Raw genomic sequence first — 25,279 nt, forward strand, 5'->3', positions numbered from 1 at the left:
TCCATGCGCGTGCGGGTCGTCGCCATCGCGCTTCGCCATAGCGGCAAGCGCTTCGAGGTCGGCGAGGTCATCGACCTCGCCGAACACCCTGAACTCGCCGCCGCGGTTGAGGCGCGCCTGCGCAACCGGACGGCGGAGGTGGTTCATGGCGATGGCGGGACGCCTGCCGAGATCGCCAACGCCGTGGCCGCCATCGAGGCGGCGGTCGGAGGTCTGGCCGCCGCCTTCGAGGTGGCCCTCGATGTGATCGAAGCCGGCCCGACCGGCTACCCGCAGACCTTCCTCGACGCCATCGAACAGGCCGGCGTGTTCGCTGTGCCCGATGGTCTCGGCGTGCGCCTGGAAGCCCTGCAGATGCGCGCCGCGCGCGAACGCCGGGACGCCATTGAACAGGTCGCTCCTGCCATAGAGGCGGCCTCGGACGCCGCCGCCGTTGACGGCCCGGCGGCGGCGTCCACCCAGAATTCCGGGGCCCCCAAGGCGGAGGCGACCGGGTCGGATGCGGCCGTCGCTGCTCAGCTGGGGGCGCCCGAGGCGGGAGACACCGTCTCGGCGGACGGCGCGGGGGCGTCCCCCGCGTCGAACGATACTGCCCCGAAGAGCGACGGCACGGGGGCGCGGGCCAAGTCGCCCGCGCCCCGGAAGTCGCGCACGAAGGGGACCAAGGCCTGATCCATGGCTTACGCGACCGTCGACCAGTTCGTCGCAGCCGTCAGCGAGGCGGAGGCCAAGGCGCTCGCGCCGGTGGTCCAGCCCGAGACGGGCTATGACGACGTCCGCATCCAGGACGCCCTGGACACGGCGTCGGCGACGCTCGACACCTACTTCGCCAGTCGCTACGCAACCCCGCTCGACCCCGCGCCGCTGACCGCGCGCGATGGGGCGATCGCCCTGGCGCGCGAGGCGCTGGACCGCAACGGCCGCGACCATGTGAAGGCCGCCGCCGACCGCGTGCGGTCCTGGGCCAAGGATGTTTCGCGCGGCGTGGCGGTGCTCGCCGGCGGCGTCGTCGGCGAGGACGTGCCCGCCGCCGAGACGGCCGGCGGCGTCCAGCACGATGGTCCGGCGCGGGTCTTCACCACCGACCGCCTCGGCGGCTTCCTGGGCGACTGCTAATGACCGGCGTCGCGATCGTCATCTCCTACGAGGACATCTCGGCCGGCCCGGCGATCGACGCGCTGCTGGCCGCGACGAGCGACCTGCGCCCGCTGATGGAGGACATCGGCGCGGAGCTGGAAAGCTCCACGCTCGACCGCTTCGAGACGAACATCGCGCCCGACGGCACGCCGTGGCAGCGCTCGCTGCACTCCATGGTCACGGGGCAGCCGACGCTCGTGGACCGCGGCTACCTGCGCGACAGCGTTCACTACGTCCTGGACGGCTCGGACGCCGTGGAGGTCGGCGCCGGCGGCATCGCGGCCGCCTACGCCGGCATGCATCAGACCGGCGGCGTCATCACGGCCAAGGGGCCGGGCGGCCTGGCTTTTCATCTGGCCACCGGAGAGTTCGTCAACGTCCAGAGCGTCGAGATCCCGGCGCGGCCGTACGTCGGCCTCTCGTCCGCCGACGACCAGGCCATCCTGGATATCGCCTTCGAGCACCTGGCTCGCGCCGCCGGCGCGACCTTCCAGGGAGGCGTCTGATGGACGACTTCTTCGAGACGGTCGCGCGGCGGATCGATGATCGCTGCGACCTGGTCGGCCAGGCCGAGACCGGCATGAACCCGGCGGCCGCCTTCGAGATGCTGGCGCTCTCGGCGGCCAGCGTGACCGCTCTGGTCTCGCCTCTCGCCGACCAGGCCGTGCCGATCCGCGAAGCCGCCATGCGCGTCACCCAGGCCGAGGTGTGGCGCTTCGGCGTGACCATGGGCCTGTCCTATCCGGCCGGCTTTTCTCTGTTCATGCCCGCGCGCCGCCAGATCAAGGCCGCGCTGCGCGGCTGGGGGCCGGACTGGGCGTCCATGCCGGTGGAGTACGCGGGCGGGCGGCTCCTTCAGTACTCGCTCAGCCGGGACGGCGGCCGCTGGCTCTGGCTCCTCGAGTTCCGCCTCGCCCTCCAGGAAACCTACGAGCACCAGCAATGAGAAAGGCCCGTCACGTGCGCCGCACCGACGAACCCACCGAACAGCCGACCAAGCCCGCCGCGATCGCCGAAGGTCGCGGCCGCTTCAAGCTCACCGCGGACTCCGCGCGCGCGATCGCCGCGGCGACGAAGAAGACCGGCTTCCCGGTCCCCGCCCACGTGCAGGCCGTCATCGACGCCGAACGTCAATCCGCGCCAGCGACGACCTCGCCGGCCGAAACGAAGGAGGGCTGAGCCCATGGACCGCCAGCTCCTGCTCGCGAAGAAAGAGACCATCTACGGGACAGACGCCGTCGCGGCGGCGATCGATACGATCCTGGCCGAAGAGGTTTCCTTCAAGCTGACGGGCCAGCGCGTAGCGCCCGATCCGGCCAAGCCCGGCGTCGGCCCGGTGGCCAGCCATGTCTACGGCGAGCACGTCGAGATCGGCTTCAAGGTGCCGCTCGCGGCCTCCGGCGTGGTCGGCGTGGCGCCGAACTGGGGCAAGCTGCTCAAGGCTTGCGGCTGGGCGGAGACGATCGTCGAGGATACGTCGGTCACCTACGCGCTCGTGCCCAACCCCAAGGGCGGGGACTCGATGTCGCTCATCTGGCGCGATGACCGCCGGCTGCACAAGGTGCTGGGTTGGCGCGGCCGTGTGGGGCTGGACCTGAACGCTGGCGCTCGCCCGATGCTCATCTTCAATGGCCGCGGGCTGCACCAAGACGTCGCCGACGGCGCCGCTCTCGTGCAGGCGGACGCCACCTGGACCGACTGGAATGACGCGCGGCCCGTGGCTCAGGGAACCACCGCCTTCACCTTCGACGGCGTCACCGGGCTCGGCATTCGGCAGTTCAACTTCGACCAGTCCGACAACGTCCGGTTCATCGACGTGCCCGAGCAGGAGAACGTCGACCTGGTCGGCAAGCGCGCCTTCACCGGCCGCTGCCGGATGACCACGCCGCCTGCGTCGGTCCTCAACCTGGAGACCGCCTGGAAATCTGGGGCGAAGAAGGTCTTCGCGGTCACCCACGAGTCCACCCCCGGCAAGATCGCCACGGTCAACGGACGCACGCAGGTCGTGGAGCCCACCTATAGCCGCGACAATGGCGACGACGTCGTCGAGTTCGGCACGGAACTGGTGCCCAGCGCGTACGACACCGACGACGACCTCTCCATCGTCCTGACCTGACGCCTCGCGCGCCGCCCATCCCAACGGCGCGCGGGGCCAAGCCCCGCGCGCCGCTCGTCTTCACCGATCGGATCGCAGAAGGACCGATGATCCATGACCGTCAAATTCAGCTTTGCGACCCTCGAACAGCCGTTCGAGGCGGACTGGCCCGTGAAGGTGGCCGTTCCGCTGGACGGGGGCGGCGTCGAGGAACAGGTGTTCATGGCCCGGTTCCGAATAGAGTTGGCCACCTCGGACGAAGCGGAGGCGTCGCCAACGCCGCAGGCCGAGGCGACGGACGCCCCCAAGGATTTCCCGTTCATGGTGGGGCTCGGCAAGGGCGAGGGCGAACTGACGGACGCGATGCGGGCGGCCATGGCTGCGAGGGGGTATGTCCGTCTCGCGATCTATCGTGCGTGGCAGGAGTTCCAGCACGGGGTCGTCCCAAAAAACTGACCGAGGCCGCGCGGGCCTGGGCCCTCGGCCGCGTGGACGAGGTCTCCTGGACCACCGCCGACGTCGATCGGGTCCTTGAGGACATGCGCGCCATGGGCGCGCCCGAGACGGCGATCGCCGAGACCCGCGCGCGCCTGGCTCAGCAGGCGATCGACCCAGTAGTCGTCGTTCATCCCTCGAACGTTCCAGCGGTGCGGATGCTGATGGTCCTCGCAAGTCAATGGCGAACCGTTGCGCTCGGCACCTACAGCAAGGCGCAGCTGGTGCGGGTCGGACTTGACTACGGTTCGATCGAGCCGGCGGCTCGCCTCGCTGGCCTTGCACTGACCGCAGACGACTTTGGGCGGCTTCGGTTCCTGGAAGCCGCCTGCCTGGAGGCCTGGGCCGAAGCCCGGCGGCTTGAGCGATGAACGATCTGGTCGCCAAGCTCCGCCTTGAAGGCGACGCGCGAGGCGCGGTGAAGGCCGCGAACGACGCGGGCGGTGCGGTTGAGGGTTTGGGGCGCAAGGGGAGCGCCGCGAAGCGTGGCCTGGACGACGCGAACGCCGGCGTCGAGAAGCTGGAGCACAACAGCAAGGCGGCGGAGCGCGCCATGCGCGCGCTGCAGGTGGCGTTGGGCTATCTCGGGTTCCGGGAACTGCTCCGCAACATGACCGACGCAGCCGTGGCGGCGAAGGGCGTGGAGATCGGCCTGGGCGCCGTCGCCGGCGGCGCGTTGGGCGCCCGCGCCGAGCTTGGTTGGTTGCGAGACGAGGCGGGCCGCCTCGGTTTGGACCTTCGCGTGGCGCAACGTTCGTTCCTGTCCTTGGCCGGCGCCACCAACGGCACCGCCCTGGCCGGCGAGAAGACGCGCGAAATCTGGCGAGGCGTCATGGAGACCGGCCTCGCCATGGGCCGCTCCAACGAGCAAATCAGCCGCGGTCTTGAGGCGATCTCGCAAGTCGCCTCAAAGGGCGTCGTCTCCATGGAGGAGATTCGAGGCCAACTGGCGGAGGCGATTCCAGGCGCCATGAACATCGCCGCGCGGGCGATGGGTGTCGGCACGGCCGAGCTGAACAACATGATCGCCTCCGGCCAGATGCTGGCCAGCGACTTTCTGCCGAAGTTCGCGGCGGAGCTGCGCTCCGAGTTCGGGCCGGCCGTTGAGAAGTATCTGACCACGGACATCGGGCGCGCGCGGGTCGCGATCGGCGAACTTCAAACGGCTCTCTACGACCTTTCGGCCGCCGGCGGCGAAGCCTTCCTCGCGGGCGTGGTCGACGGCTTCACGGACCTCGATCGCTCCCTGACGGAAGCGGAGCTTGTTGAGGAGGTGCGAGCCCTCGCCCATGAGCTGGGTGAGTTGGCCGGACAGGGAGGCCGAGCGCTCGCCTTCCTCGCCGACAACCTCGATCTGGTCGTCGCCGCCGGCGGCGCCTTGATCGGACTCCGCGCCGGCGTGGCGTTGGCCGAGATCGGCACGAAGGCCGTGGCCGCGGCCGAGGGCGTTGGGGTGCTGTCGGCCGCCATGGGCGCGCTGGGCGGGCCGGTCGCCATCGTCGCTGGTGTCGGCGTCGCAGCGGTGGCCGAACTCGAAGCCTCGTTCGCGAAGCAGGAAGAGCAGGCGCGTGCTTCTGCGGCGGCGCAGGAGGAGCACAACCGCGTCATGGCCGATGCGGCCGGTCTGATGGAGGAGGCCGGGCTCAAGGCCGGTGATTGGTCGCGGCACGTCTCTGACAGCATCGCGCCGACCGACGACCTCGCGACCTCGACGCGCGGACTGGCCAACGAAACCTTCCGCCTCGCCGACGCTCGGCGCCAGGCCGCAGTGGAGTCGCTGCGCGAGAACTCGGCGAAGCTGCAGTCTGAAATCGACCAAATCGGGAAGCGCATGGATCGGCGCGCCGCGTTGGCGACGCCGGGCTGGATTCAGCTCTTCGGCACCGACCAACAGAAGGCGGCCTCATTCGCGCAGCTCAACAAGGACGACCTGGCGAAGGTCGATGCGCTCAGGAGCCAAGCCGCCGCGAATGACGCTGCGGCGATCCAGCTCGTCCTGGCGCCGCCGGCGAAAGCCAAGGTCGAGGAGCACCAAGCCGTCGCCGCAGCGGCCGGGCAGCGGGCCAAGAAGACCGACGAAGCCAGGGAAGCGGAGCGCCGCCTGGCCGCGGCGAATGACATTCAGGTCCAGGCTGCGCTGCAGGCAAAGGCGTTCGCCGCCCGCACAAAGGCGGCCGCTGAGGGCGAGGCGGCGCTTGAGGCCCTACGGATCAAGGAAGCGGGTCTGCAGGTGCTCGAGCGTCAGGGCGTGCAGAGCCTTGACGAGCTCACCGGCAAGGTACGCGAGCAGACGGCCGCCGCCATCGACGCTGCCGAGGCCGCCGAGCGGCAGGCGATCGTCGCCGAGAAGGCGGAGCGGGTCGCATCGGCGTCGCGGGAGCTGGATCGGTCCATCGCCTATGAACAGCGCCGCGCCCAGGCGATCGCCCAGGGCGAGACCGCGCTGATCGGCTTCAACCAGGCCGAGGACATCCGCCAGCAGATCGAGCGGGTTGGCCTCACGCTCACCGCCGACCAGGTCAAGGCGCTGCAGGACAAGGCGACCGAACTCGCGCAGATTCAGGCGATCAACGACAACGCCGACTTCTACCGCCAGCAGGCCGAGGAGCTGCGGCTCCTGCAGCTGACCAACCAGGAGCGGGACCTCGAAGAGCGCAAGCTCCGCATTCGCAATGAGCTGCTTTCCGCCGGGCGCGACATCGTCGAAGCAGAGGTGGAGGCGCGCGCGAAGGTCGAACAGGGCGCTTACGAGAACGCTCGGGCGATCGGCGGCCTGCGCGAAGATCTCCGCAAGGCGTTCGTCGAGACGGGCCACCTGAGCTTCGACGACGTGGCGGACTACGCCGAGCAGAAGCTGCGCCAGGCCGTCTACGACGCGCTGCTGGCCGAGCCGATCAACATCATCATCAACGCGGTCGTCGGCAGCATCTCCGGCGCTGGCGGTCTATCGAGCGGGCTCGCCGGGTTGCTCAACGCTGGCGGCGGTACGAGTTCCTCGGGGCTGATCGGCAGCCTATTAGCTAAGAACATTCCCGGCATCGGCTCCACCGTCGGCGGTCTCCTTGGAACAGCTGGCACGGGTGCGCTCCTCGCCTCCGCGTTGGGCGTTCAAGGCTCGGGCAATCCCCTGATCGACACCGGCGCAAGCCTCGCCGGCGGTGCGCTTGGAGGCGTCGCGGGGTCAGCACTGATCGACGCGGCGTCGATGGGTGCACTCGGGGCGTTCGGCTCAAGCGGCGCGGCGTTCGCGCTGGGCGGAGTGCTCGGCCCGATCGGCGCGTTGGCGGGGATTGCGCTCGCCGGCCTGTTCAAGGACGACCAGCGGCCCTACGCCCGTTCCGACATCGGCATCGTCAACGGCCAGTTCGCGGTGACGGGCGGGCAGCAGCTGGATAACGGCCCGCTGAACCAGATCAGCCAGGCGGCCGGCTCGATCGTCGACAGCCTCAACGCGGCGGCCGACCTCTTCAAGCTCGATCTGTCGAAGGTCTCCAACCTGCCGACTTCGGTCGGCTACGTGCAGGGCAAGAACACCGGCGCGCTGAGCCAGGGCTACTTCGGCGGTGACGGCGGCGGCTTCTCCACGGGCGCCCAGCTGGAAGGCTACAGCGACCTCTCTGCGCTCGGCGCGGACATCGTTCGCGAGACGATCATCCGCGCCATCCAGGCGGGGGCGTCGGACCTGTCCGAGGCCGAGAAGCAGGTGGTGCTGCAATCCTCCAGCCTGGAGGACGCCGCCACCAAGATCGCCAACGGCCGCTCGATCGTCGAGACCATCAACGACGCGATCCTGCAGCTCACCGACCCGGCCGCGTTCGAGCGCAAGCAGGCGCTCGACGCTATCGAGTCCAGCTACCAGGCCCTCAAGGCGCAGGCGCAGGAGCTGATCGACGCGGGCCTTGTGTCCGGCGACGTGCTGACCAAGCTCGACGAGCTGAAGCAGTTGCAGGTCGACGACGCGCTGAAGCAGCTCACCACCGGCGTGACCGACGCCCAGCAGGCCCTGCAGACGGCGTGGCAGAACGAGAGCGCCGCCCTCAGCCAACACGCCGCCCAGCTGCAGCGCTACGCCGACGACATCGCCTCCTATCGCAAGGGGCTCTACCTCGGCACGGCCGCCGGCCTGTCGCCGGAAGAGCAGTACAAGGCGACCAAGGCCGAGTACGAGCGGGTCAAGGCGGCGGCGCTGGGCGGCGACGAGACGGCGCTGGCCAACCTGCCGACCACCAGCCAGCAGTTCCTGGACGCGAGCCGGGCCTATTACGCCTCCACGGCCGGCTACTTCCGCGACCTGGAGGACGTGCGCAACGCGACGGCCGCGGCCGAGCAGATCGCCCAGAGCCAGGCGGACGCCCTGCTCGAACAGCTGGAGATCGAGAAGGAGAGCCTGAAGACCCTCATCGAGATCAACGACAACATCCTGGCGCTGCCGGATGCGATCGCGAACCTGATCAACGCCCAGGCCGCCGGCGGCGTGCTCGACACGAGCCAGCAGCTGCCTTCGTGGTTCGACTGGCAGAAGTACTCGGCCGACAACCCCGACCTGGCCGCCGCCTACTATGGCGGGACGGCGCTTCAGGAGTTCAAGGATCTCCAGGAGGCGGTCACCCAGCATTGGCTGCTGAAAGGTCAGTACGAGGTGGCGGACGGCACGCGCTACTACGCCTCGGGCGGGGTCTTCACCAACCAGGTCGTCACGACGCCGACGACCTTCGACATCGGCATGATGGCCGAGGCCGGCCCCGAGGCGATCATGCCGCTCTACATGGGTCCGCGCGGCCTGGGCGTCGTCGTGACCGCGGGCGCGAGCAGCCAGCGCACCGACGCGCTGCTGGAGATGGTGATCGTCCACCTGCAGGCGCTGGTCAGCCAGGGCGGCCTGGCGGCCAACGCCAACCTGTCGGCGCTGCGCGATCTCAGCGAAGAGATCGCGTCGGCCGCAAGGCTGGGAGCGGCGGCATGATCCTGATCGAAGCCCAGGCCGCCGTCGACGCCGCCGGCACGGTGGAGACGCTCTACCTGTCGACCGCCCACTTCATCACCCGGCCGACCGACACGCCGGCCAATGTCGCCTTCCAGGCGGCGCTGACGGACCCCGGCAAGATCGGGCTGTCGGCCTACGGCGACGGGAGAACGAGCGGCGGCACCCGCCTGCAGGCCGGGGAGATCACGGTCACCAACGTGGACGGCCGTTTCGACCGCTGGCTGAACTACAGCTTCGGCGGCCGGCCGGTGACCATCCGCGAGGGCGACGCCGGCGGCGCCTATCCGGCCGACTTCCCGATCCTGTTCCGGGGCACGGCCGAGGGCGTGACGGGCGACCTGAGCCAGCTGGTGATCCGTCTGCGGGACAAGCAGTACCTCTTCGACAAGGCCGTCCTGACCAACCGTTACGCCGGTTCGAACGTACTTCCAGACGGGCTCGAAGGCGTTTCGAGCGACCTGAAGGACCAGTTGAAAGGCCGGGTGTTCGGCGCGCCGCCGAACATCGCGCCGCCCTGCGTGAACACGTCGAAGCTCACCTTCCAGGTCAACGACGGGCCGGTGGCGGACATCGCTGCGGTCTATGACAAGGGCGACGCCCTGACCAAGGGCGCGGACTATGCCACGGGCGCGGCCCTCAACGCCGCCACGGGGCTGACGCCGGGCTACTTCTACACCTGCCTGGCGGAGGGCTATTTCCGCCTGGGCGGCGCCGCGGCCGGGCAGATCACGGCCGACCCGGTGGAGGGCGAGACGGCGGCCGAGCGGACCACCGCCCAGGTGCTGAAGCACCTGGCGCTGGCCTCGGGTCTGTCTTCGGAGGAAGTCTCGGCCGCCGATGTCGAGGCGCTGGACCTGGCCGCGCCGGGCGTGGTCGGCCTGCGTATCGAGGGCGAGACCACCTTCCAGGAGGCGATGGACCAGGTCGCCGCCAGCGCCGGCGCCTACTACGCCTTCGACGACGACGGCGTGCTGCGCATGGGCCAGTTGCAGGAGCCCGCCGGCGAGCCGGTGGTGACCCTCGGCCGAGACGCGATCCGGGGCCTGGAGCGCCGGCTCGCGCGCGACAACGGCCAGCCGCTCTGGAAGGTGACCGTCCGCTACGGGCGCATCTGGACCGTGCAGGACACCGACGTGGCCGGCGAGGTCTCGGCCGACCGCCGCGCCTACCTCGCCCAGGAGTACCGCAGCGCCGTCGCCGAGGACGAGACCGTCAAGGACCAGTTCCTGCTCGCCGACGAGGCGACGATCGACACGCTCCTCGCCGACGAGGCGGCCGCCCAGGCCGAGGCCGACCGTCTGCTGGCCCTGCAAAGGGGCCGCCGCGAGATCTATGACGTGACCGTCGAGCCGAAGGTCCGCAGCCGCTACGGCGTGCAGCTGATGAAGGAGGTGCGGCTGAAGCTGGATCGCTTCGGCCTGTCGGCCGGCAAGGACTTTCGCGTGATCGGCATCCGCGCCGAGCTGGGCCGCCGCCGCGTGATCCTGACGGTGTGGGGCTGACCATGGCGAACGGTCTTCTCGCCTACGGCAACCTGGTGGACGACGGCGTCGTCCAGGACGGCTTCTGGATGGAGGAGCTGCCGCTCGCCAACCTGCAGGACCGCCAGCTGGGCGTCGTCGCCCGCAGCCGCGACCTTGCGCTCTCGTCGACCAAGTTCGTCTTCGACGCCGGGCCGTTCCCGACGATCCGGGTAATCGACCTGGTCGGCCACAACCTGTCGCTCGACGCCAAGGTCCGCGTGCGCTCCAGCCCCGTGTCGAACTTCGCGTCCATCGGCGTCGACACCGGCTGGCTGGACGTGTGGCCGACCGTCTACCCGTTCGGGACGATCCCGTGGGGCGCGCCGAACTGGTGGGACCGCCGCTACACCGCCAAGCAGGTGGCCAGCTTGAAGCGCGAGAAGATCATTATCCTGTCGCAGGACAGCTTCGACCAGTACTGGCTGGTGGAGTTCGACGACCAGACCAACCTCGACGGCTATGTGGAGCTGGCCCGCCCGTTCTTCGGCCCAGCGATCCAATGGACCACGAACTTCAGCTTCGGCGCGGGTCTCGGCGTCGAGGACGTCTCCCAGATCGACCAGGCGCTCTCCGGCGCTGAGTACTTCGACGAGCGCACGAAGCGTCGGTCGACGGCGTTCAACACCGACTGGCTGGAGGAGGACGAGGCGCTCGCCGAGGTGTTCGAGATGCAGCTCGCGTCCGGGATCACCAAGGAGGTGGTCTTCGTCTGGAACCCCGACGACACGATCCACTTCCAGCGGCGCTCTTTCCTCGGCCGGCTCGGCAAGCTCGACCGCATCACCAACCCCTACGTCTCGGTCCACAAGGCCGCCCACGAAATCAAGGAGCTGATCTGAATGGTCGACAGCGTGACCTTTCCGGAGGAGCTCGGCGGCGACGGCGAGACCTACAGCTCGGGCAACGACCCGATCACGGGCCTGGGCAACGGCGGGTATCTGACCCGCTTCTTCAAAATCCTCGCCAACATCATCAACCTCTCGGCTTTCACCAAGACCAGCGCCGCCTCGGCCGCCGCCTCGGCGCTGACGGCGCTCAATGCGCCGGGCACGATCTGCACCAGCACCAGCAACCGCACGATCACCGACGCCGGGTCGGTGACGTTCGAGGTTCAGGCCGGCAAGTCGATCACCCAGGGCATGGCCATGCGCGCCGCCGTGGACGGCGCGGCGGCCACGACCTGGATGGAAGGCATCGTCACGGCCTACGACGGCGTCTCCGGCGACCTGACCATCGCCATGACCGCCAAGGGGATCGTCGAGGGCGCCTTCAACAACTGGCACATCAGCCTTTCCGCCACCGGCGCCGGCGCGGTGAACAGCGCGCGGGAGATCGCCACGACGGGCCTCCTGACGGGCGGCGGCGACTTCACCGAAGACCGCACCTTCGACGTGCCGGCGGCCACGCTCGCCGAGGCCCGTGCCCTGGCGTCCATGACCAAGGCGCTCACGCCTGGCCAACTCGGGGCTTCGCTCGACCTGCAGCAGGTCGACGACGCTGCGGTGATCGACAACGACCTGTCGCTGAAGCCCAACTTCTACGTGATCCTCGCCGGCATCCGCACGATCAACCGGTTCACCGGCGGGCAGAAGGGCCGCTGGTACTACGGCGAGCTTTGGCAGGACGAGACGGGCAACCGCACCGTGGCCTGGGACGGCGCCTACAATCACCGCCGCACCGGCACGCCGCTGCTCTCGACCAGCCCCAACGCCCGCGACGCCGTCGCCATGCTCTGCACCGACGATACGCCGGCCGCGAACACCTTCGACGTCTATTTTTCGAGGGCCGAGTGATGCTGCCGTCGGCGATGGCGATGATCATGGGGGCGGTCTCGCCGCAAGACGTGACGCCGGTCTATCTCGGCGGTGGAAAGCGTCGCAATGGCGACTCCGCGATCCTCACCTTCCCGGAGACGGCCGAGCCTGGCGACCTGGTGGTGGCCGGCGTGCGAAGCACGGCCACGATCACCGGGGGCGCCGGAGGATGGCTCTATTCAACGCCGGTGGGAAATGGGAAGGCGGCGGTCAAGCGGCTCGAAATCGACGACCTGTTGAACGTCGTTCAGTGCGCCGCCACGCCCTGGGTGTTCGGCGTCTATCGCGAGCCACGTTCGACCCTTCAGCGGACGAGTGGTTCGATCGCTGGCACCGGCCCGACGCTGGCTGGGTTCGAAAAGAGCTTCTTCTGCGTTGGCCTGGTCGGCTTGGGCTGGTCGAGCGGAGGCACCGCGGAGCCGATCTTCCCCGCGCCTTGGACGCAGCGCCAGACTGTCAGTTCGCCGGACTCCAACAACACGCCCTTCGCTCTCTACGACCTGCTCGACCCGTCCGACTACGTCGACGACGCGACGATCCACATGGGCGGGTCCAGCAGCGGCACGACATACGGCGTCGTCCACGAACTCCTGATCTGAGGTCTCCATGCCCCGCTACGCCTTCGTCGACACCGTCGCCAACACAGCCTTCGAGGTCAGGGGCGCCTTCACCGCCCCTGATGGAAGGAACTATCCGCGCAACTGGCTTGCTCTGAGTTCAGCCCAGCAGAGGGCGGCGATCGGGCTGAAGGTGATCACGCCGGCGGGCGAGCCGGTGGTCGGCAAGCGCGAGAAGGGCAAGGTGCTTGTGGTCATCGGCGGCGCGCCGATCGAGCAGCTGCTGACCGAGGACATCCCCATCGCCGAGCTGTTGGACGGCAAGATCGCCGAGATCGACGCAGAGCGCGACCGCCGCCAGCAGCTCGACCTGGTCCACGACTTCGCGGCCACCACGGCGATCGACGACTTCGGCAACGAGATCGAGGCTGGCGCGCGATCGCTGCAGATGCGCGCGATCGACCAGGCTAACTGGACCGTTCTGAACGGCCAGGCGCTGGCGGCCGTCGCCGGCGGCGCGCCCGAGACCGTGATGGCGATGCGGGCCGAGGACAACTGGAACATCCAGACGACGGCCGCCCAGGTGCTGACCGTCTGCGCCGCCATGGTGGCGCGCAACGGGGCCATCCTCTTCGCCGGCGGCGCGCTGAAGTCGCAGGTGCGCGAGCTGGCGGCCGCCAACGACCGGGCGGGCGTGCTCGCCTTCGACCCCCTCAGCGGATGGCCGGAATGAGCATCGGGCGCATCGCCGGCAAGATCGAGATCCCGCTGGACCAGCCATGGGCCAAGGACGTGCGCTTCTGGACCGGCAAGAGCCCGCGCGTGGCGCTGGCGCTCGCCTCGGGCTCAGCCTGGCTGCGCAAGCGGGGCGGCGCGTCCAGCGCGCCGGCGGAGCCGCTGGAGCTGACGGTCGCCAACGGCCGCATCCAGATCACCGACAACGTCGTCGGCCTGCGGCTGTCGCAGGCGGATCTCGATGGTCTGTCGGCCGGCGACTACGACCTGGAGGTTCAGGCGGTCGACGAGCAGGGCCGCTACCGCCAGGTCCGCGGCATCGCGACCGGCGTGAAGGGCCTCGGCCAATGACGATCGACGTCTACATCCTGGACGACCTGGGCGTCGAAGCGGGCGAGGAGCCCATCGAGGTCGTCGAGAACCTGGAAGGCCCCATTGGGCCGGCCGGCCCACCTGGTCCGGCGACTGCACCTGACATCCTGGACGGAGGCAATTTCTGATGAGCACCGATCTGCGCGTGAAGCGCCGGGTCACGGGGGCGGCCGGCGCGCCGGCCGCCCTGAAGACCGGCGAGATCGCCTACAACATGGTCGACGGCTATTTCTACGTCGGCTTCGGCGACGACGGGTCCGGCAACGCGACCTCGATCAAGACGTTCGCCAACGACAACTTCAACATCTCCAAGCTGCTGCCTGTCGGCGGTGGAGTCGGGCAGGCCCTGGTCAAATCGAGCGGCGATGACTTCGACGTGGCTTGGACCACGATCGCCGAAGGTGCGACCTACACCGCCGGCACGGGTCTGGTGCTGGCCGGGGCGGAGTTCGCCGTCGACTTCGCCGTGGTGGCCCCAAAGGCGAGCCCGGCGTTCACGGGCAACCCCACCGCCCCGACGCCGGCGGCGGCCGACAACTCCACCAAGATCGCCACCACGGCCTACGTGCAGGGCGAGCTGGGGAGCTACGCTCCGACCAATTCGCCGGTGATGACCGGGACGCCGACGGTGCCGACGGCCGCGACGGCCACCAGCAACACCCAGGCGGCTTCCACCGCGTTCGTGCACGCCGTTGTGGCCGCTGTGATGGGCGCGGCGCCCGAGGCCCTGGACACCCTGCAGGAGCTGGCGGCGGCGATCGGTGATGACGCGGACTTCGCCGGCACGGTGACCGCTTCTCTGGCGGGAAAGCTGACCAAGACCAGCAATCTCTCAGACCTGCCCAACATCGCCAGCGCGCGGACCAACATGGGCCTCGGCACCATGGCCACGCAGAACGCGGCGGCGGTGGCTATCACCGGCGGCACGATCGACGGCGTGACCCTCGACGGCGGGACCTTCTAGGGACCTCGGCGCATGGGCAACCTCATCAAGCTGAAGCGCTCGGCGACACCGGGCAACGTGCCTGCGGCGCTGGATGTCGGCGAGGTGGCCATCAACGAGGCCGACGGCGTGCTGTTCTGGCGGGACGGCGCTGGCGTGGTGCAGGCGGTCAGCCTGAAGAACACCCCCTATGTGACGATCCCCTTCGTCTTCGACGGTGGCGGCGCCGCGATCACGCCGGGCTTCAAGGGCGTCCTGCCGATCGACTTTCCCTGCGTGATCCTGGGCTGGACCCTGCTCGGCGAGCAGGCCGGCTCGATCGTCATCGACGTTTGGAAGGACACCTTCGCCAACGCCCCGCTCACGGCGGCCGCCAGCATCACCGCCGCGGCCAAGCCCACGATCTCCGACGACGTGAAGGCTCAATCAACCACACTGACCGGGTGGACCACCGCGATCGCGGCCGGCGACGTCCTGGCCTTCAACGTCGATTCCGCCAGCACGCTGGAGTTCGTGACGTTGGGCTTGAAGGTCCGGAAGACCTGAGATGGCGCTCTGGACACCGGCCGGCTACGGCTCAGCGCTCAAGCACTGGTATGACGCCGCCGACGGCGCGACGATCACCGAGGTCAGCGGCAAGGTCTCGGCCTGGGCGGACAAGTCGGGCAACGGCTATCACCTGGCGCAAGCCACCGCCGCCAAGCGGGGCACGCTCACCGCCGCCAACGCCAACTTCCAGGACATGCCGACCATCGCCCTGCCGAGCGGCGGCGGGATGGTCGCCTCGGGCCACTACGGCGCCGCGGCGCTGCTGGACGCCTTCGCCTGCGACTACGACGGCTATTCCGGCGACAGGCCGCTCCTCAACTACAACGGCGTCTACGTGGACATCGCGGCCACGTCCTCGGACTTCCCGATCAAGCTGTTCGCGACCATGCGCGTGCCCAGCACCGGCATCGACATGTCGACGACCGGGATGTTCAGGCTCAATGGCTCGGCCAAGGCCGTCTACTACGACGACGGCAACGATGACCCCACCAGCTCGTTCACGGTGGTGTTCTGCGGCCGGATCAAGTCGCAGGGCCAGGGCACCGGATATGGCCGCATCTACGAGGCGCGGAACGACGAGTTCACCCTCGGCAACCGCTCGTCGGACTGGTCGCGGACGGCCGACATCGACTTCGCCGAGCTGCACCTGATCGACGGCTATATCGCCGACGCCGACATCGAGACGTTCGAAGGCTATCTGGCGTGGAAGTGGGGCCTGCAGGGCTCGCTTCCCGGCGGCCACCCCTACAAGGCGGCCGCGCCGCAGCTGGCCGCCGCCGCGACGCCCAGGGCCTGGGGCGCGATCATCGGATGAACCCGCTCGCCGGCGCCATGCTCCTCGTCGCGGCCTTCCTGCTGGTCCTGAGCGGGTTCTACGCCCAGCGCGCGGAGTCGGCGCGGGCGCAGTACGCCTGCACGGGATTGGCGCTCTACGAGCTGCGCAGGGGCCGGCCCGAGCGCTCGGCCGCCTACCTTCGCGCCGCCCACGTGGCCTACATCACCGGCCACTGCGACCCGGCGCTGAGCCTGGAGATCGAGGTGGCCAGGTGAGCAGCTTCACGAGCCCCCTGGAGGTGGAGATCACCCAACAGAAGGTGCGCGGCCGGCCCCTGGCGCGCCTGCTGGCGGCCTTCCGCTATGAGGTCGGGGCATTGGGCTCCGGCGACCTGGTCGAGGTCCCCATCGGCTTCGAGACTGACTTCGCGAGCCTGCCGTGGTTCCTGTGGAGCCTGGAGCCGCCGCTGGGCGACGCCGGTAAGGCGGCCGTGATCCACGACCGGCTCTACGTCACCCGCGAGCGCCCGAGGCGGGAGGCGGATCGGATTTTCCGGGAGGCGATGGCGGTGCTGGGAGTGCCGGCGTGGAAGCGGGCGCTGCTGTGGGCGGGGGTGCGGCTGTTTGGGGCGCGGAGCTGGCGGGATGCGTGAGCGGCGGCTGACTCCGCGTGGCAGCCAGGCCAAATGCGCCCCATGTCATGACGGCGAGGCCGATCACGAACAGCCCGGCGGAACCGGCAGCGAGGGTCCAGGCGGTGCGTTTCCGGGAGAAGTGCAGCGCGAATGGGATGGCGCCGGCCAGGCAGACGCCGAGTGCCACCGCAGCCAGGGTCCAGGCCGCATCCGTGGCGAGCTGATCGGTCAGCGCCGGGTCGAGCAGGTGGGTGGCCAGCGCCAGGAACGCACCGCCGTTGCCAATCGCCAGCGAGGTGTGGAAGCGGCGGAACCAGTAAGTCTGCTCCTCGGTTGTGATGCGTGCCAGATCGACAACTTGCGCACCGTTTTCCTTCAGCGCCTTGGCGACCTCGGCTGTAGCTTCGGCCTCTTCTGCAGCGGCGGCGGCATCCCACACGACGAGGCGCTGGACTTCGTCGAGGGCGGCGGCCTTTCCTGCGGCCCGGCTGCGTTCCGCCCTCAGCTCGGACAGGTTCGCATACAGCCGCGAGAGTTGGTCGTTGAGGCGTGCGAGTTCGGCGCGTGCGACCTTCTTGTCGCTTTCGTATTCCGGCTCAGTGATGCGGCGCCCGCGACCATCCCGGTTAGCGAATATGTCGCTCTGCTTTACCAACTCCGCCTCCGTCTCATCGACGGGGGCCGGGGCGCGCCAACGCCCCGAGCCGCGGGCCGTAAACCCGCACGTCCGGGGGGTGCACGCCCCCTTCCGCCCCGCCACCGGCCAGACCGGCGGGGCCAATCGAGACCACAACCTGTATGGAGTCGAGTCCCCTGTTCACGCCCGTGGCCCCCACTAAGCCCGCGTCGCCCTATATCGGCGGCAAGCGCTACCTCGCTCGCCGCCTTGTCCAGCTGATCGAAGAGATTCCTCACCGCACCTACGCCGAGCCATTCGTGGGCATGGGCGGAGTATTCTTGCGCCGGCGCTGGAGACCAGCCGCCGAGGTGATCAACGACTGGAGCTGGGAGGTGGCCACCTTCTACCGCATCCTGCAGCGGCACTATGTGGCGTTCCTGGACATGCTGCGCTTCCAGATCACCACGCGGGCCGAGTTCGAGCGCCTCACGGCCGTCGATCCGGCCACGCTGACTGACCTGGAGCGGGCGGCGCGCTTCCTCTACCTGCAGCGGACCGCGTTTGGCGGCAGGGTCGATCAACGCCATTTCGGCGTCTCCCCCGGCCGGCCCGGCCGGTTCGACGTGACCAAGGTCGGGCCGATGCTGGAAGACCTTCACGAGCGGCTCGCCGGCGTCGTCATCGAGCGCCTGCCATGGGCGGCCTTCCTGGACCGCTACGACACGGATGAGACCCTGTTCTACCTCGATCCGCCGTACTTCGGCTCCGAGGGCGACTACGGCGAGGGGATGTTCTCGGCAGCGGATTTCGAGCCCATGGCGGCGAAATTGAAGGGCCTTCAAGGGCGCTTCATCCTGTCGTTGAACGACCATCCAACGGTGCGCGAGATCTTCGCCGGGTTCGAGATCAGGGGTGTGGAGACCCACTACGGGCTCGCTGGCCAGGGGGCGAAGAAGGCGGGCGAGGTGATCATCTGCGGCCCAGTGTCGGCGTAACCGTGAGGTGGGTCTTGGCGGGCTGACAATGAGCGGAAACCTCCTCGAAGGACCGTCCATGAAACCTGCCCGCCGGCTCGACCTCATCATCGCCCTGATCATCTTCCTGACCGAAATCTTGAGACACCTGCCGCGCGCGTGACGGCCGCCTTGCGCGCCGGCCTGGGGCCACGTAGGAGTCCGCCTGGGTTGGCGCTCACGATGGAGCCGCCCATGCCCGACCTCGATCTCTCCACCACCACGATCGGCGACTGCCTGGACGCGTTCGAACAGGTCCACTTGCTGTGCCGCGGTTGCGGCCGGTGGACGGCCTGGCGAGCGCCCGATCTGGTCCACCGGCCACGGGCGCTCAGTCTCGCAGCCCTGTCACGCCAAGCCGCTTGCACGGCCTGCGGCCACGTCGGGGCTGGCGTGCGGGTGCAGCCCGATCCGCTCGCGCAACGGGCGGCCGACCCGTCCGCCTGGACGCCCAGCCGTCGGCGGCGCCGGGGCGGAGGGGAATTTGAAGGGGGGTGACGGAAAATCCGCTAGGCGTGCGCTATCGAGGCGATGCGAATTTCGGAAGCGCTCCGGAACCATGTGTCCCGCGCTCCGAAACCAAGTGGCGCGCTACACCGACCTGGCCCTTCAGCTCGCGGGCGAAGTCCATGCCAAGCTCGGCCAGCTCGCCGAGGAGACGACCTTGCCTGTCCTGCATCTCCTCAAGGTCGGCCATGAACAAAAGGAGAACATAGGTCGAGCCTGGAGTCAAGAATTTCCGCCGTGCGCGCGGCCTACCAGCGGTTCTCCACTTCCTCGGCGAAGCCCACGAGGTCGCGGATGGAGAGGCGCTGGCCGTCGTCGAGCACCACCTCGCCGCTGAAGCGGCCGAACACCTGGTGCTGGATCGAGCGGATGATCCGAAGGTCGGTGGCCGAGGCGCGGTCGACGATCGGCGTGAAGGTCATCTCGAAGCGGCCGTCATCGCTGGTGAACCGCCATGGGCCGCTGTCGTGCGCCCCCTGCGGCAGGTGGAAGGTCACTTCGCCGAGCTTGTGGGCGATCCCGTCGACGAAGACCATGTTCTCGCTCGCCGCCGAGGTGTCGCCGAAGCCGTGGCCGATGTTGAAGCCGAACCGCCGGCCGTCATGCAGGCCCGAGGCCGAGCCCCAGTACCAGGTGTTGTCGTAGGTCCACACGCCCCGGCCCCAGTCGAGCACGGCGAAGGCGCTGTCCGGCGAGAAGCGCCGCGTCTCGCCGCCCAGCACGACCTCGCCCTCGGCCCGCAGGCAGTTGATTTTCTGATTGTAGTAGAAGGCGCGCGGCGCGTTCGGGAACGGCGTGGCGATGACCATGCGGTCGCGCGGCGCGTCGGACAGGAAGATCTCGCCCTTCAGGCCCCGGCCGCGGCCGAACCCGGGATCGTCGACGATCAGCCGCCGCCCGCCCGCCTCGTGCCGGAACTCCAGGGCGATCCCGCCGAAGGCCGCCTTCACGTCGCCCGCGTCGGCGCTGGCCGGCAGCCCCATCCGGCCCATGGGAAAGCCGGTCGTCGCCGCGTCGTTGACGGCCGTGCGCGCGGCGAAATCCATCCAGGCCGTGCCGAGAAAGCCCATGTAGCCGTTGTCGGCCACGGTCAGCGCCAGGGCGAAGTCCTCGGTGGTGACGCAGTAGTAGTCCCACTCCTTCAGCCGCCACTTGGGCGCCTTCACGCCGGCGCGGCTGTAGCGCTTGACCTCGGCCGTCGCCCAGCCGGGCTCGGCCAGCCGGCCCTTTGCGTCGTGCAGGGGGCCTTCGCCCATCCGGTGCTGCATAGCGTCCTCCCAAGGCGGCTTTGGTACGGCGATTCCGCGCGCGGGCTGAGCTTGTCAGCCTGAACGCCACGCGCGGGCTCGCCCGCGAGACGCGACACGCGCGATGAGGAGCGGATTCGACAGCGGGCCGCGTCGGTTTCGGGCTTTACCGGACGCGGCGGCGAGGCTACCTGCACGGCCATGTTCGAACGCCGCCAGATGACGAGCTCGACCGCCGCCGCCCCGTGGGGCGGGGGTCGCCGCGCGCGCGTCTAGCGCTCGAGCATCCCCCAAAGGCCCCGCCGCGACGGACGGGGCGAGGAGGCCTCTCCGGCGGCTTGACGGAGAGGACCCATGCAAGACCATCCCAACGCCTTCTACGACGGCGGCCTGAGCGTCGCGACCTACGACCTGTTCGCCGCCGGCGGCGCGCTGGAGGGCGACGTGGCGTTCTACCTGTCGCTGGCCGAGCGGACCGGCGGGCCGGTGCTGGAGCTGGGCGCCGGGAGCGGGCGGGTGCTCCTGGCCCTGGCCCGCGCCGGGCTGAAGATGACGGGCGTGGACCTGTCGGCGGCGATGCTGGCGATCGCGCGGGCCCGGCTGGAGGCGGAGGGGCTGGACGCCGAACTGGTGCAGGCGCCGATGCAGGACTTCGAGGCGGACGGCCGCTTCGCCCTGGCGCTGATCCCGGCGCGGGCCTTCCAGCACCTCGTCGAGCCGGCGGACCAGCGGGTTTGTCTGGAGCGCGTGCGGCGCAGCCTGCGGCCGGGCGGCCTTCTGGCGGTCGACCTGTTCGACCCGCTGCTGGAGGCGGTGGTCGGCGAGCCCGCGCCGGCGCCGGCGCGCGAGGCGGCCGACCCGGCGACGGGCCGGCGCTTTCGCCGCCGCTCGATCGGCCGCTGGACCGATCCCTTGCGCCAACTGGTGGGCGAGCGCCTGCGGCTGGAGGCGCTGGGCGACGATGGACGGGTGATCGAGGCGCAGGAGACCTCCTGGGCCCTGCGCTGGAACACGCGCCAGGAGATGGCCTGGCTCCTGGAGCTGTGCGGCTTTGCGGTGGAGGCGCAGTACTCGGACTTCCGCGGCGCGCCGCCGGCCTACGGCAAGGAGCAGCTCTGGGTGGCGCGCGCCGTCTAGGACGGGCCTGGCGCCAGGCGCACCGGGTCGAGCGGGGTGCCGGGCGGATAGTGGTCGCCGAGCCAGAACATGCCGTCCATCAGGATCGTCGCCGGCAGGGCGAGGCCGCCGGTCTCGCCCGGGGCGGCCGCGGCGAGGTCGAGCCGGGCGACCTCCACGCGGCGGTTGCGCGCGCTGGTGTCGGCGATGGTCAGCACCGCGCCGGACGGGCCGATCTCCAGCACCGGATCGGCGAGGAAGACCGCGAGCATGCCGCCGTGCGCCTGGAAGCGCACCTCGCCGAGGAACCGGCCGGTTCCCCGCGGGGCGCCGGCCGCGTCCAGGTGAAGATCGCTGTCGGGCGCGGCGGCGAAGACGAAGGCTCCGTCCTCGGCGCGCTCGGCGCCGGCGGCCGTCTCGGTCGCGCCGCCAGCGGCCTCGACATAGTTCCGGAAGCTGTGCTTCACGCCCCAGACGAGCGCCGCCACGCGCGCGGGCTGCTGATCCTCGGCCATCGGTCCTCCCTTGGCGCCGGCGTCGATGCCGGTCGCCCGCGACGTTCTAGCCTGGCGGGAGGCGTGGCGTCGAACGCCAGTTTCCGGTTGGCGTCGAGCGCCCGGACCGCCAGCAAAAAAGGCGCCCGGATGCCCCCAGGCGCCTTTCGGCATCCGCCCGCACCGAGCTCTTGCTCGAAGATCGGTCCTTAGCGATCCAGGGTGTTACAGAGCCGGCGCATGGTTGGCCAAGACACCAGACGATACGCCAAGCAAGATTGCCCCGGTGCGGGTGGATGGATTGGTGACGGTCTGCATCATCTTCAGGATCCCCTTTCTGTTCAAATAAGCAAAGGCGAGGACTGTTCCGATAGCCGCCGGTATGAAAGGCCAGATCGCTCCAGCCGTACTCGTTAGACCCTCCAAAAGCGCCGGGATCGCCGGCTTTGTAACACCCTGTCCGAAGCCAGTTTAACCAAGGGCGAGTTCAAGATAGCGAATATTGCGATTTAGTCAAGTATATGTGCGAAGGTATGTTTCGGTGTGATCTCGTCGTGAAGTTGTCGTCGGCTCGAACTTCGAGGATAATTCTGGAGAACTCATCGGAAGCGCGGAATCCAGACGGCGAAGGCCTCCAGGAAAGCGGTGAGGAACTTGGCGGTGGCCTCGTCGGTGAGGCGGCCCTCGGCGTCGAACTTCTCGTGGGCGCGGAAGACCAGGAGCTCGGGCTGGGGCATGGCGTAGGAATTGGTGAACTCGAAGGCCTGGCGAAGCTGGCTCTGGCCGCGGGCCGTGCCGGTGATCCCGGGCGAGGCGCCCATGATCGCCACCGGCTTGCCGTCGAGCACGGCCTGGCGCGGCGGGCGCGAGGCCCAGTCGATGGCGTTCTTGGTGACGCCCGGAACGCCGTGGTTGTACTCGGGCGTGGCGATCAGCACGCCGTCGGCGGCGCGGATGGCGTCCTTGAAGCGCGCCACGCCGGGCGGGTCGCCGGCGGCCTCGACGTCGCCGTTGTAGAGCGGGACCTCGGCCAGGTCGAAGATCGTGATCGTCATGCCGGCGGGGGCGAGCGCCTGGGCGGCGCGGACGAGGGCGCGGTTGTAGGAGCCGGCCCGCAGGCTTCCGGCGAAGGCGAGCACGTTCAGATCGGCCATGGTCTTCTCCTTTAAGATCGGCGCGGCGGGATCATAGGCGAACGCGCGCGGCGGGGGAGGGGGCGGCGGCCTAGTCAGGCGCCTGCGCGCGCCTGCGCCGCGCGGGCGCCGACGCCTTGGGCGGCGACTTGGGAACCAGGGCGATTTCCAGGTCCATGGCCCACATCAGGCGGGCGGCGGCCCGGAGGGTCAGGCGCCTGGGATTCGACAGCCAGACGTTGACCTGCGGGCGCGAGACGCCGAGCCGCGCGGCCAGATGCGCCTGTTTCAGGCCCTGCGCCTCGCGTGCGCGGAACTGGGCCACGAGCACCTCCCAGAGCCGACGCTGCAGGCGTTCGACGGCGATCTCGGCATCATCGCGCCTGTCTTTCACGCGTCCGGCTCCCCGTTCGGGCCGCCCCGAAGAAGAGGGCTTGTGAGATGTTATGATATAACATACGAGTCCGCGTCTTCACAGTTCGAGGGGTGTTGTCATGCGACGCGGATTGATCCTTTTGGCCGCCACGAGCGCGAGCGCGCTCATCGCCGGGTCGGCCTGGGCGCAGGCCGATCTCGGCCATGCCGTGTCCGAGGTGGTGGTCACCGCCTCGCCCCTGGGCGGCGATCCGGACCGGTTCGCGACCATCGTCGAGCAGGTCAGCCGCGACGACGTCCTGAGCAACGGCGGGGCGAGCCTGGCCGACGCCCTGCGCGACGCCCCCGGCGTGGCCGGCACCGGCTTCGCCGCCGGGGCCAGCCGCCCGGTGATCCGCGGGATGGACGCCCAGCGCGTGAAGCTGACGGAGAACGGCCTGTCCAGTTCGGACGTGTCGGACGTCGGCCCCGACCACGGCGTGCCGATCGATCCCCTGGCGGCCCAGCGGATCGAGGTGGTGCGCGGCGCGGCGACGCTGCGCTACGGCAGCCAGGCGATCGGCGGGGTGGTCAACGTGATCAACAACCGCATCCCCCTGAAGCAGATCACCGGCATCGAGGGCGAGGCCACGGCCGCCTACAGCTCGGCCGCGAGCACCGGCGAGGGCACGCTCAGCCTGGACGCCGGCCAGGGCCCGTTCGCCGTGCACCTGGACGGCTTCGCCCGCCGCGCCAGCAACTACGACATCCCCGACGGGACGCAGCCGAACTCCTTCTTCCGCGGGAACGGCTATTCGGCGGGCGGCTCCTACTTCTTCGGCGACAGCCGGATCGGCGCGGACGGCACGCACTACGAGGCCAAGTACGGCATCCCCTCGGACGACACCTTCATCCGCATGCGCCAGAACAAGGGCGCGCTGGGCGGCTCGTTCGCCATCGGCCAGGGCGCGTTCAAGACCCTGAACGTGGACGCCAGCTACGCCGACTACACCCACAGCGAGATCGATCCCGAAGGCAACGCGGTGCTGTCGACCTTCAACAACAAGGAGTGGGAAGGGCGGGCCGAGGCGCTGTTCGACGCGATCGGCCCGCTCTCGGCCTCGGCGCTGGGCGTGCAACTGCAGGACCGCAAGTTCAGCGCCCTGGGCGAGGGGGCGGACTACCTTCTGCCGACGCACACCAAGAGCGCGGCGGCCTTCGTGTTCGCCGAGGCGCCGGTCGGCCCGCTGCAGACCCAGGCGGGGCTGCGGGTGGAGCGCACCAGGATCGACGGCACGCCGGCCACCGGCCTGGCCGCCTCGCGCAGCTTCACGCCGGTCAGCGTCTCGCTCGGCTTCACCTACGACCTGACCGGCGGCGTGCGGCTGGGCCTGACGGCCTCGTCGGCCGCCCGCGCCCCCGCCCAGACCGAACTCTTCGCCCGCGGGCCGCACGACGGACCGCAGACCTACGAGACCGGCGATCCCAGCCTGAAGATCGAGCGGGCGAACTCGCTGGAGGCGACCGTGCGCTACCTGTTCGGCGGCGAGGGCCGGCTCGAGGGCTCGCTGTGGGGCGCGCGCTTCCAGAACTACATCTACGGCGCGCTCACCGGCCGCATGTGCGACGAGGCCGGCGTCTGCGCCGTCGATGGCGACGGGGACCTGAAGGAGCTGAACTACGGCCAGCGCGACGCCGAGTTCTGGGGCGTGGAGCTGAAGGGCTTCGCCCCGATCGGCCAGGTGGGCGGCGGCAAGCTGGCCGCCCAGGTGCTGGGCGACTATGTGCGCGCCAGGTTCACGGGCGGCGGCGGCGACGTGCCGCGCATCCAGCCGGGGCGCTTCGGCGGCGGACTGCACTGGGAGAACGACAGCGTCGACGCCAGCTTCCTGGTGCTGCAGGTGGCCAAGCAGGACCACGTCGGCGTCGCCGATCCGACCACCGACGGCTACACCTCGGTGGACGCCCAGGTCGGTTGGCGTCCGTTCAAGGAAAAGCCCGCCCTGGAGTTCCTGCTGGTGGGCCACAACCTGGCCGACGAGACGATCCACAACGCCACGGCGCTGAACAAGGACGTCGTGGTGATGCCCGGCCGCGACATCCGCCTGGTGATGACCACCAAGTTCTGACCGGCGGCTCCCCGCCGCGGCGGCCGCGGCGGGGGACGGCTCGAATCGTCCTAA

Annotated in this window: 28 protein-coding genes; 24 read left to right on the top strand and 4 right to left on the bottom strand. The window is 69.6% G+C overall.

All coding sequences use genetic code 11. The features are described 5' to 3' along the window. Window positions 1-3 precede the first annotated feature (3 nt). The 22 genes from ACE3TA_RS00295 to ACE3TA_RS00400 all read left to right on the top strand — a co-directional run bounded on the left by ACE3TA_RS00295 (window position 4) and on the right by ACE3TA_RS00400 (window position 18,227). Entirely contained in the window at window positions 4-672 is a 669-nt protein-coding gene (locus ACE3TA_RS00295; RefSeq protein ID WP_374569682.1) for a hypothetical protein, read from the top strand. A gap of 3 nt (window positions 673-675) precedes the next feature. Continuing rightward, complete coding sequence (locus tag ACE3TA_RS00300; protein ID WP_374569683.1) at window positions 676-1,116, top strand: phage protein Gp36 family protein; 441 nt, start codon at window positions 676-678, stop codon at window positions 1,114-1,116. Then, on the top strand, window positions 1,116-1,643 hold the full coding sequence (locus ACE3TA_RS00305; protein WP_374569684.1) for a phage virion morphogenesis protein: 528 nt from the start codon (window positions 1,116-1,118) through the stop codon (window positions 1,641-1,643). The genes ACE3TA_RS00300 and ACE3TA_RS00305 overlap by 1 nt, the downstream gene beginning before the upstream one ends. Beyond that, entirely contained in the window at window positions 1,643-2,083 is a 441-nt protein-coding gene (locus ACE3TA_RS00310) for a hypothetical protein (protein WP_374569685.1), read from the top strand. The genes ACE3TA_RS00305 and ACE3TA_RS00310 overlap by 1 nt, the downstream gene beginning before the upstream one ends. 14 nt (window positions 2,084-2,097) lie before the next feature. Beyond that, window positions 2,098-2,316, top strand: a complete 219-nt coding sequence (locus ACE3TA_RS00315) for a hypothetical protein (protein ID WP_374569686.1) — start codon at window positions 2,098-2,100, stop codon at window positions 2,314-2,316. Between the two features lie 4 nt (window positions 2,317-2,320). Next, window positions 2,321-3,253 carry a hypothetical protein gene (locus ACE3TA_RS00320; RefSeq protein ID WP_374569687.1) on the top strand — a complete coding sequence of 311 codons (933 nt, stop codon included), beginning with the start codon at window positions 2,321-2,323 and terminating at the stop codon, window positions 3,251-3,253. 93 nt (window positions 3,254-3,346) lie between these two features. Then, a complete protein-coding gene (locus ACE3TA_RS00325; protein WP_374569688.1) occupies window positions 3,347-3,688 on the top strand; it encodes a hypothetical protein in 342 nt (113 codons plus the stop codon). A gap of 32 nt (window positions 3,689-3,720) precedes the next feature. Next, the gene (locus tag ACE3TA_RS00330; RefSeq protein ID WP_374569689.1) at window positions 3,721-4,098 is read left to right on the top strand and encodes a DUF1799 domain-containing protein; all 378 of its coding nucleotides are present in this window, start codon (window positions 3,721-3,723) and stop codon (window positions 4,096-4,098) included. Further along, window positions 4,095-8,690: a tape measure protein gene (locus ACE3TA_RS00335; RefSeq protein ID WP_374569691.1), complete on the top strand. Its 4,596-nt coding sequence runs from the start codon at window positions 4,095-4,097 to the stop codon at window positions 8,688-8,690. Before ACE3TA_RS00330 ends, ACE3TA_RS00335 begins: the two co-directional genes overlap by 4 nt. After that, the gene (locus tag ACE3TA_RS00340) at window positions 8,687-10,213 is read left to right on the top strand and encodes a hypothetical protein (protein ID WP_374569692.1); all 1,527 of its coding nucleotides are present in this window, start codon (window positions 8,687-8,689) and stop codon (window positions 10,211-10,213) included. The genes ACE3TA_RS00335 and ACE3TA_RS00340 overlap by 4 nt, the downstream gene beginning before the upstream one ends. 2 nt (window positions 10,214-10,215) lie before the next feature. After that, entirely contained in the window at window positions 10,216-11,073 is an 858-nt protein-coding gene (locus ACE3TA_RS00345) for a hypothetical protein (protein WP_374569693.1), read from the top strand. Next, window positions 11,074-12,027 carry a hypothetical protein gene (locus tag ACE3TA_RS00350; RefSeq protein ID WP_374569694.1) on the top strand — a complete coding sequence of 318 codons (954 nt, stop codon included), beginning with the start codon at window positions 11,074-11,076 and terminating at the stop codon, window positions 12,025-12,027. Next, window positions 12,024-12,647 carry a hypothetical protein gene (locus ACE3TA_RS00355; RefSeq protein ID WP_374569695.1) on the top strand — a complete coding sequence of 208 codons (624 nt, stop codon included), beginning with the start codon at window positions 12,024-12,026 and terminating at the stop codon, window positions 12,645-12,647. Before ACE3TA_RS00350 ends, ACE3TA_RS00355 begins: the two co-directional genes overlap by 4 nt. A 7-nt stretch (window positions 12,648-12,654) precedes the next feature. Further along, window positions 12,655-13,338, top strand: coding sequence for a hypothetical protein (locus ACE3TA_RS00360; protein ID WP_374569696.1), 684 nt, complete (start codon window positions 12,655-12,657; stop codon window positions 13,336-13,338). After that, window positions 13,335-13,691, top strand: a complete 357-nt coding sequence (locus ACE3TA_RS00365; RefSeq protein ID WP_374569697.1) for a hypothetical protein — start codon at window positions 13,335-13,337, stop codon at window positions 13,689-13,691. The genes ACE3TA_RS00360 and ACE3TA_RS00365 overlap by 4 nt, the downstream gene beginning before the upstream one ends. After that, the gene (locus ACE3TA_RS00370) at window positions 13,688-13,840 is read left to right on the top strand and encodes a hypothetical protein (RefSeq protein WP_374569698.1); all 153 of its coding nucleotides are present in this window, start codon (window positions 13,688-13,690) and stop codon (window positions 13,838-13,840) included. The genes ACE3TA_RS00365 and ACE3TA_RS00370 overlap by 4 nt, the downstream gene beginning before the upstream one ends. Beyond that, window positions 13,840-14,676: a hypothetical protein gene (locus tag ACE3TA_RS00375; RefSeq protein WP_374569699.1), complete on the top strand. Its 837-nt coding sequence runs from the start codon at window positions 13,840-13,842 to the stop codon at window positions 14,674-14,676. Before ACE3TA_RS00370 ends, ACE3TA_RS00375 begins: the two co-directional genes overlap by 1 nt. Window positions 14,677-14,688: 12 nt before the next feature. Beyond that, window positions 14,689-15,201: a hypothetical protein gene (locus ACE3TA_RS00380; RefSeq protein ID WP_374569700.1), complete on the top strand. Its 513-nt coding sequence runs from the start codon at window positions 14,689-14,691 to the stop codon at window positions 15,199-15,201. Between the two features lies 1 nt (window position 15,202). Then, window positions 15,203-16,018 carry a hypothetical protein gene (locus ACE3TA_RS00385; protein WP_374569701.1) on the top strand — a complete coding sequence of 272 codons (816 nt, stop codon included), beginning with the start codon at window positions 15,203-15,205 and terminating at the stop codon, window positions 16,016-16,018. After that, the gene (locus ACE3TA_RS00390; RefSeq protein WP_374569702.1) at window positions 16,015-16,254 is read left to right on the top strand and encodes a hypothetical protein; all 240 of its coding nucleotides are present in this window, start codon (window positions 16,015-16,017) and stop codon (window positions 16,252-16,254) included. The genes ACE3TA_RS00385 and ACE3TA_RS00390 overlap by 4 nt, the downstream gene beginning before the upstream one ends. 44 nt (window positions 16,255-16,298) lie before the next feature. Further along, window positions 16,299-16,631 (top strand): DUF1353 domain-containing protein, encoded by a 333-nt coding sequence (locus ACE3TA_RS00395; protein WP_374571084.1) that lies wholly within the window; start codon window positions 16,299-16,301, stop codon window positions 16,629-16,631. Window positions 16,632-17,411: 780 nt separating this feature from the next. Next, the gene (locus tag ACE3TA_RS00400) at window positions 17,412-18,227 is read left to right on the top strand and encodes a DNA adenine methylase (protein ID WP_374569703.1); all 816 of its coding nucleotides are present in this window, start codon (window positions 17,412-17,414) and stop codon (window positions 18,225-18,227) included. 773 nt (window positions 18,228-19,000) lie between these two features. Here the strand turns inward: ACE3TA_RS00400 and ACE3TA_RS00405 are convergent. Then, window positions 19,001-20,020, bottom strand: coding sequence for a DUF2804 domain-containing protein (locus tag ACE3TA_RS00405; protein ID WP_374569704.1), 1,020 nt, complete (start codon window positions 20,018-20,020; stop codon window positions 19,001-19,003). Between the two features lie 333 nt (window positions 20,021-20,353). Here ACE3TA_RS00405 and ACE3TA_RS00410 point away from each other — a divergent pair, with 333 nt between their 5' ends. Further along, window positions 20,354-21,136: a class I SAM-dependent methyltransferase gene (locus ACE3TA_RS00410; protein ID WP_374569705.1), complete on the top strand. Its 783-nt coding sequence runs from the start codon at window positions 20,354-20,356 to the stop codon at window positions 21,134-21,136. On the opposite strand, the gene ACE3TA_RS00415 is transcribed toward ACE3TA_RS00410, so the two are convergent. The 3 genes from ACE3TA_RS00415 to ACE3TA_RS00425 all read right to left on the bottom strand — a co-directional run bounded on the left by ACE3TA_RS00415 (window position 21,133) and on the right by ACE3TA_RS00425 (window position 23,136). Continuing rightward, window positions 21,133-21,630 carry an HtaA domain-containing protein gene (locus tag ACE3TA_RS00415; protein ID WP_374569706.1) on the bottom strand — a complete coding sequence of 166 codons (498 nt, stop codon included), beginning with the start codon at window positions 21,628-21,630 and terminating at the stop codon, window positions 21,133-21,135. The genes ACE3TA_RS00410 and ACE3TA_RS00415 overlap by 4 nt on opposite strands. A gap of 578 nt (window positions 21,631-22,208) precedes the next feature. Further along, entirely contained in the window at window positions 22,209-22,763 is a 555-nt protein-coding gene (locus tag ACE3TA_RS00420; RefSeq protein WP_374569707.1) for an NADPH-dependent FMN reductase, read from the bottom strand. 70 nt (window positions 22,764-22,833) lie between these two features. After that, entirely contained in the window at window positions 22,834-23,136 is a 303-nt protein-coding gene (locus ACE3TA_RS00425) for a helix-turn-helix domain-containing protein (RefSeq protein ID WP_374569708.1), read from the bottom strand. Between the two features lie 121 nt (window positions 23,137-23,257). Here ACE3TA_RS00425 and ACE3TA_RS00430 point away from each other — a divergent pair, with 121 nt between their 5' ends. Further along, entirely contained in the window at window positions 23,258-25,225 is a 1,968-nt protein-coding gene (locus tag ACE3TA_RS00430; protein ID WP_374569709.1) for a TonB-dependent receptor, read from the top strand. Window positions 25,226-25,279 lie beyond the last annotated feature (54 nt).

This window comes from Phenylobacterium sp., assembly GCF_041916435.1.
Taxonomy (GTDB): domain Bacteria; phylum Pseudomonadota; class Alphaproteobacteria; order Caulobacterales; family Caulobacteraceae; genus Phenylobacterium.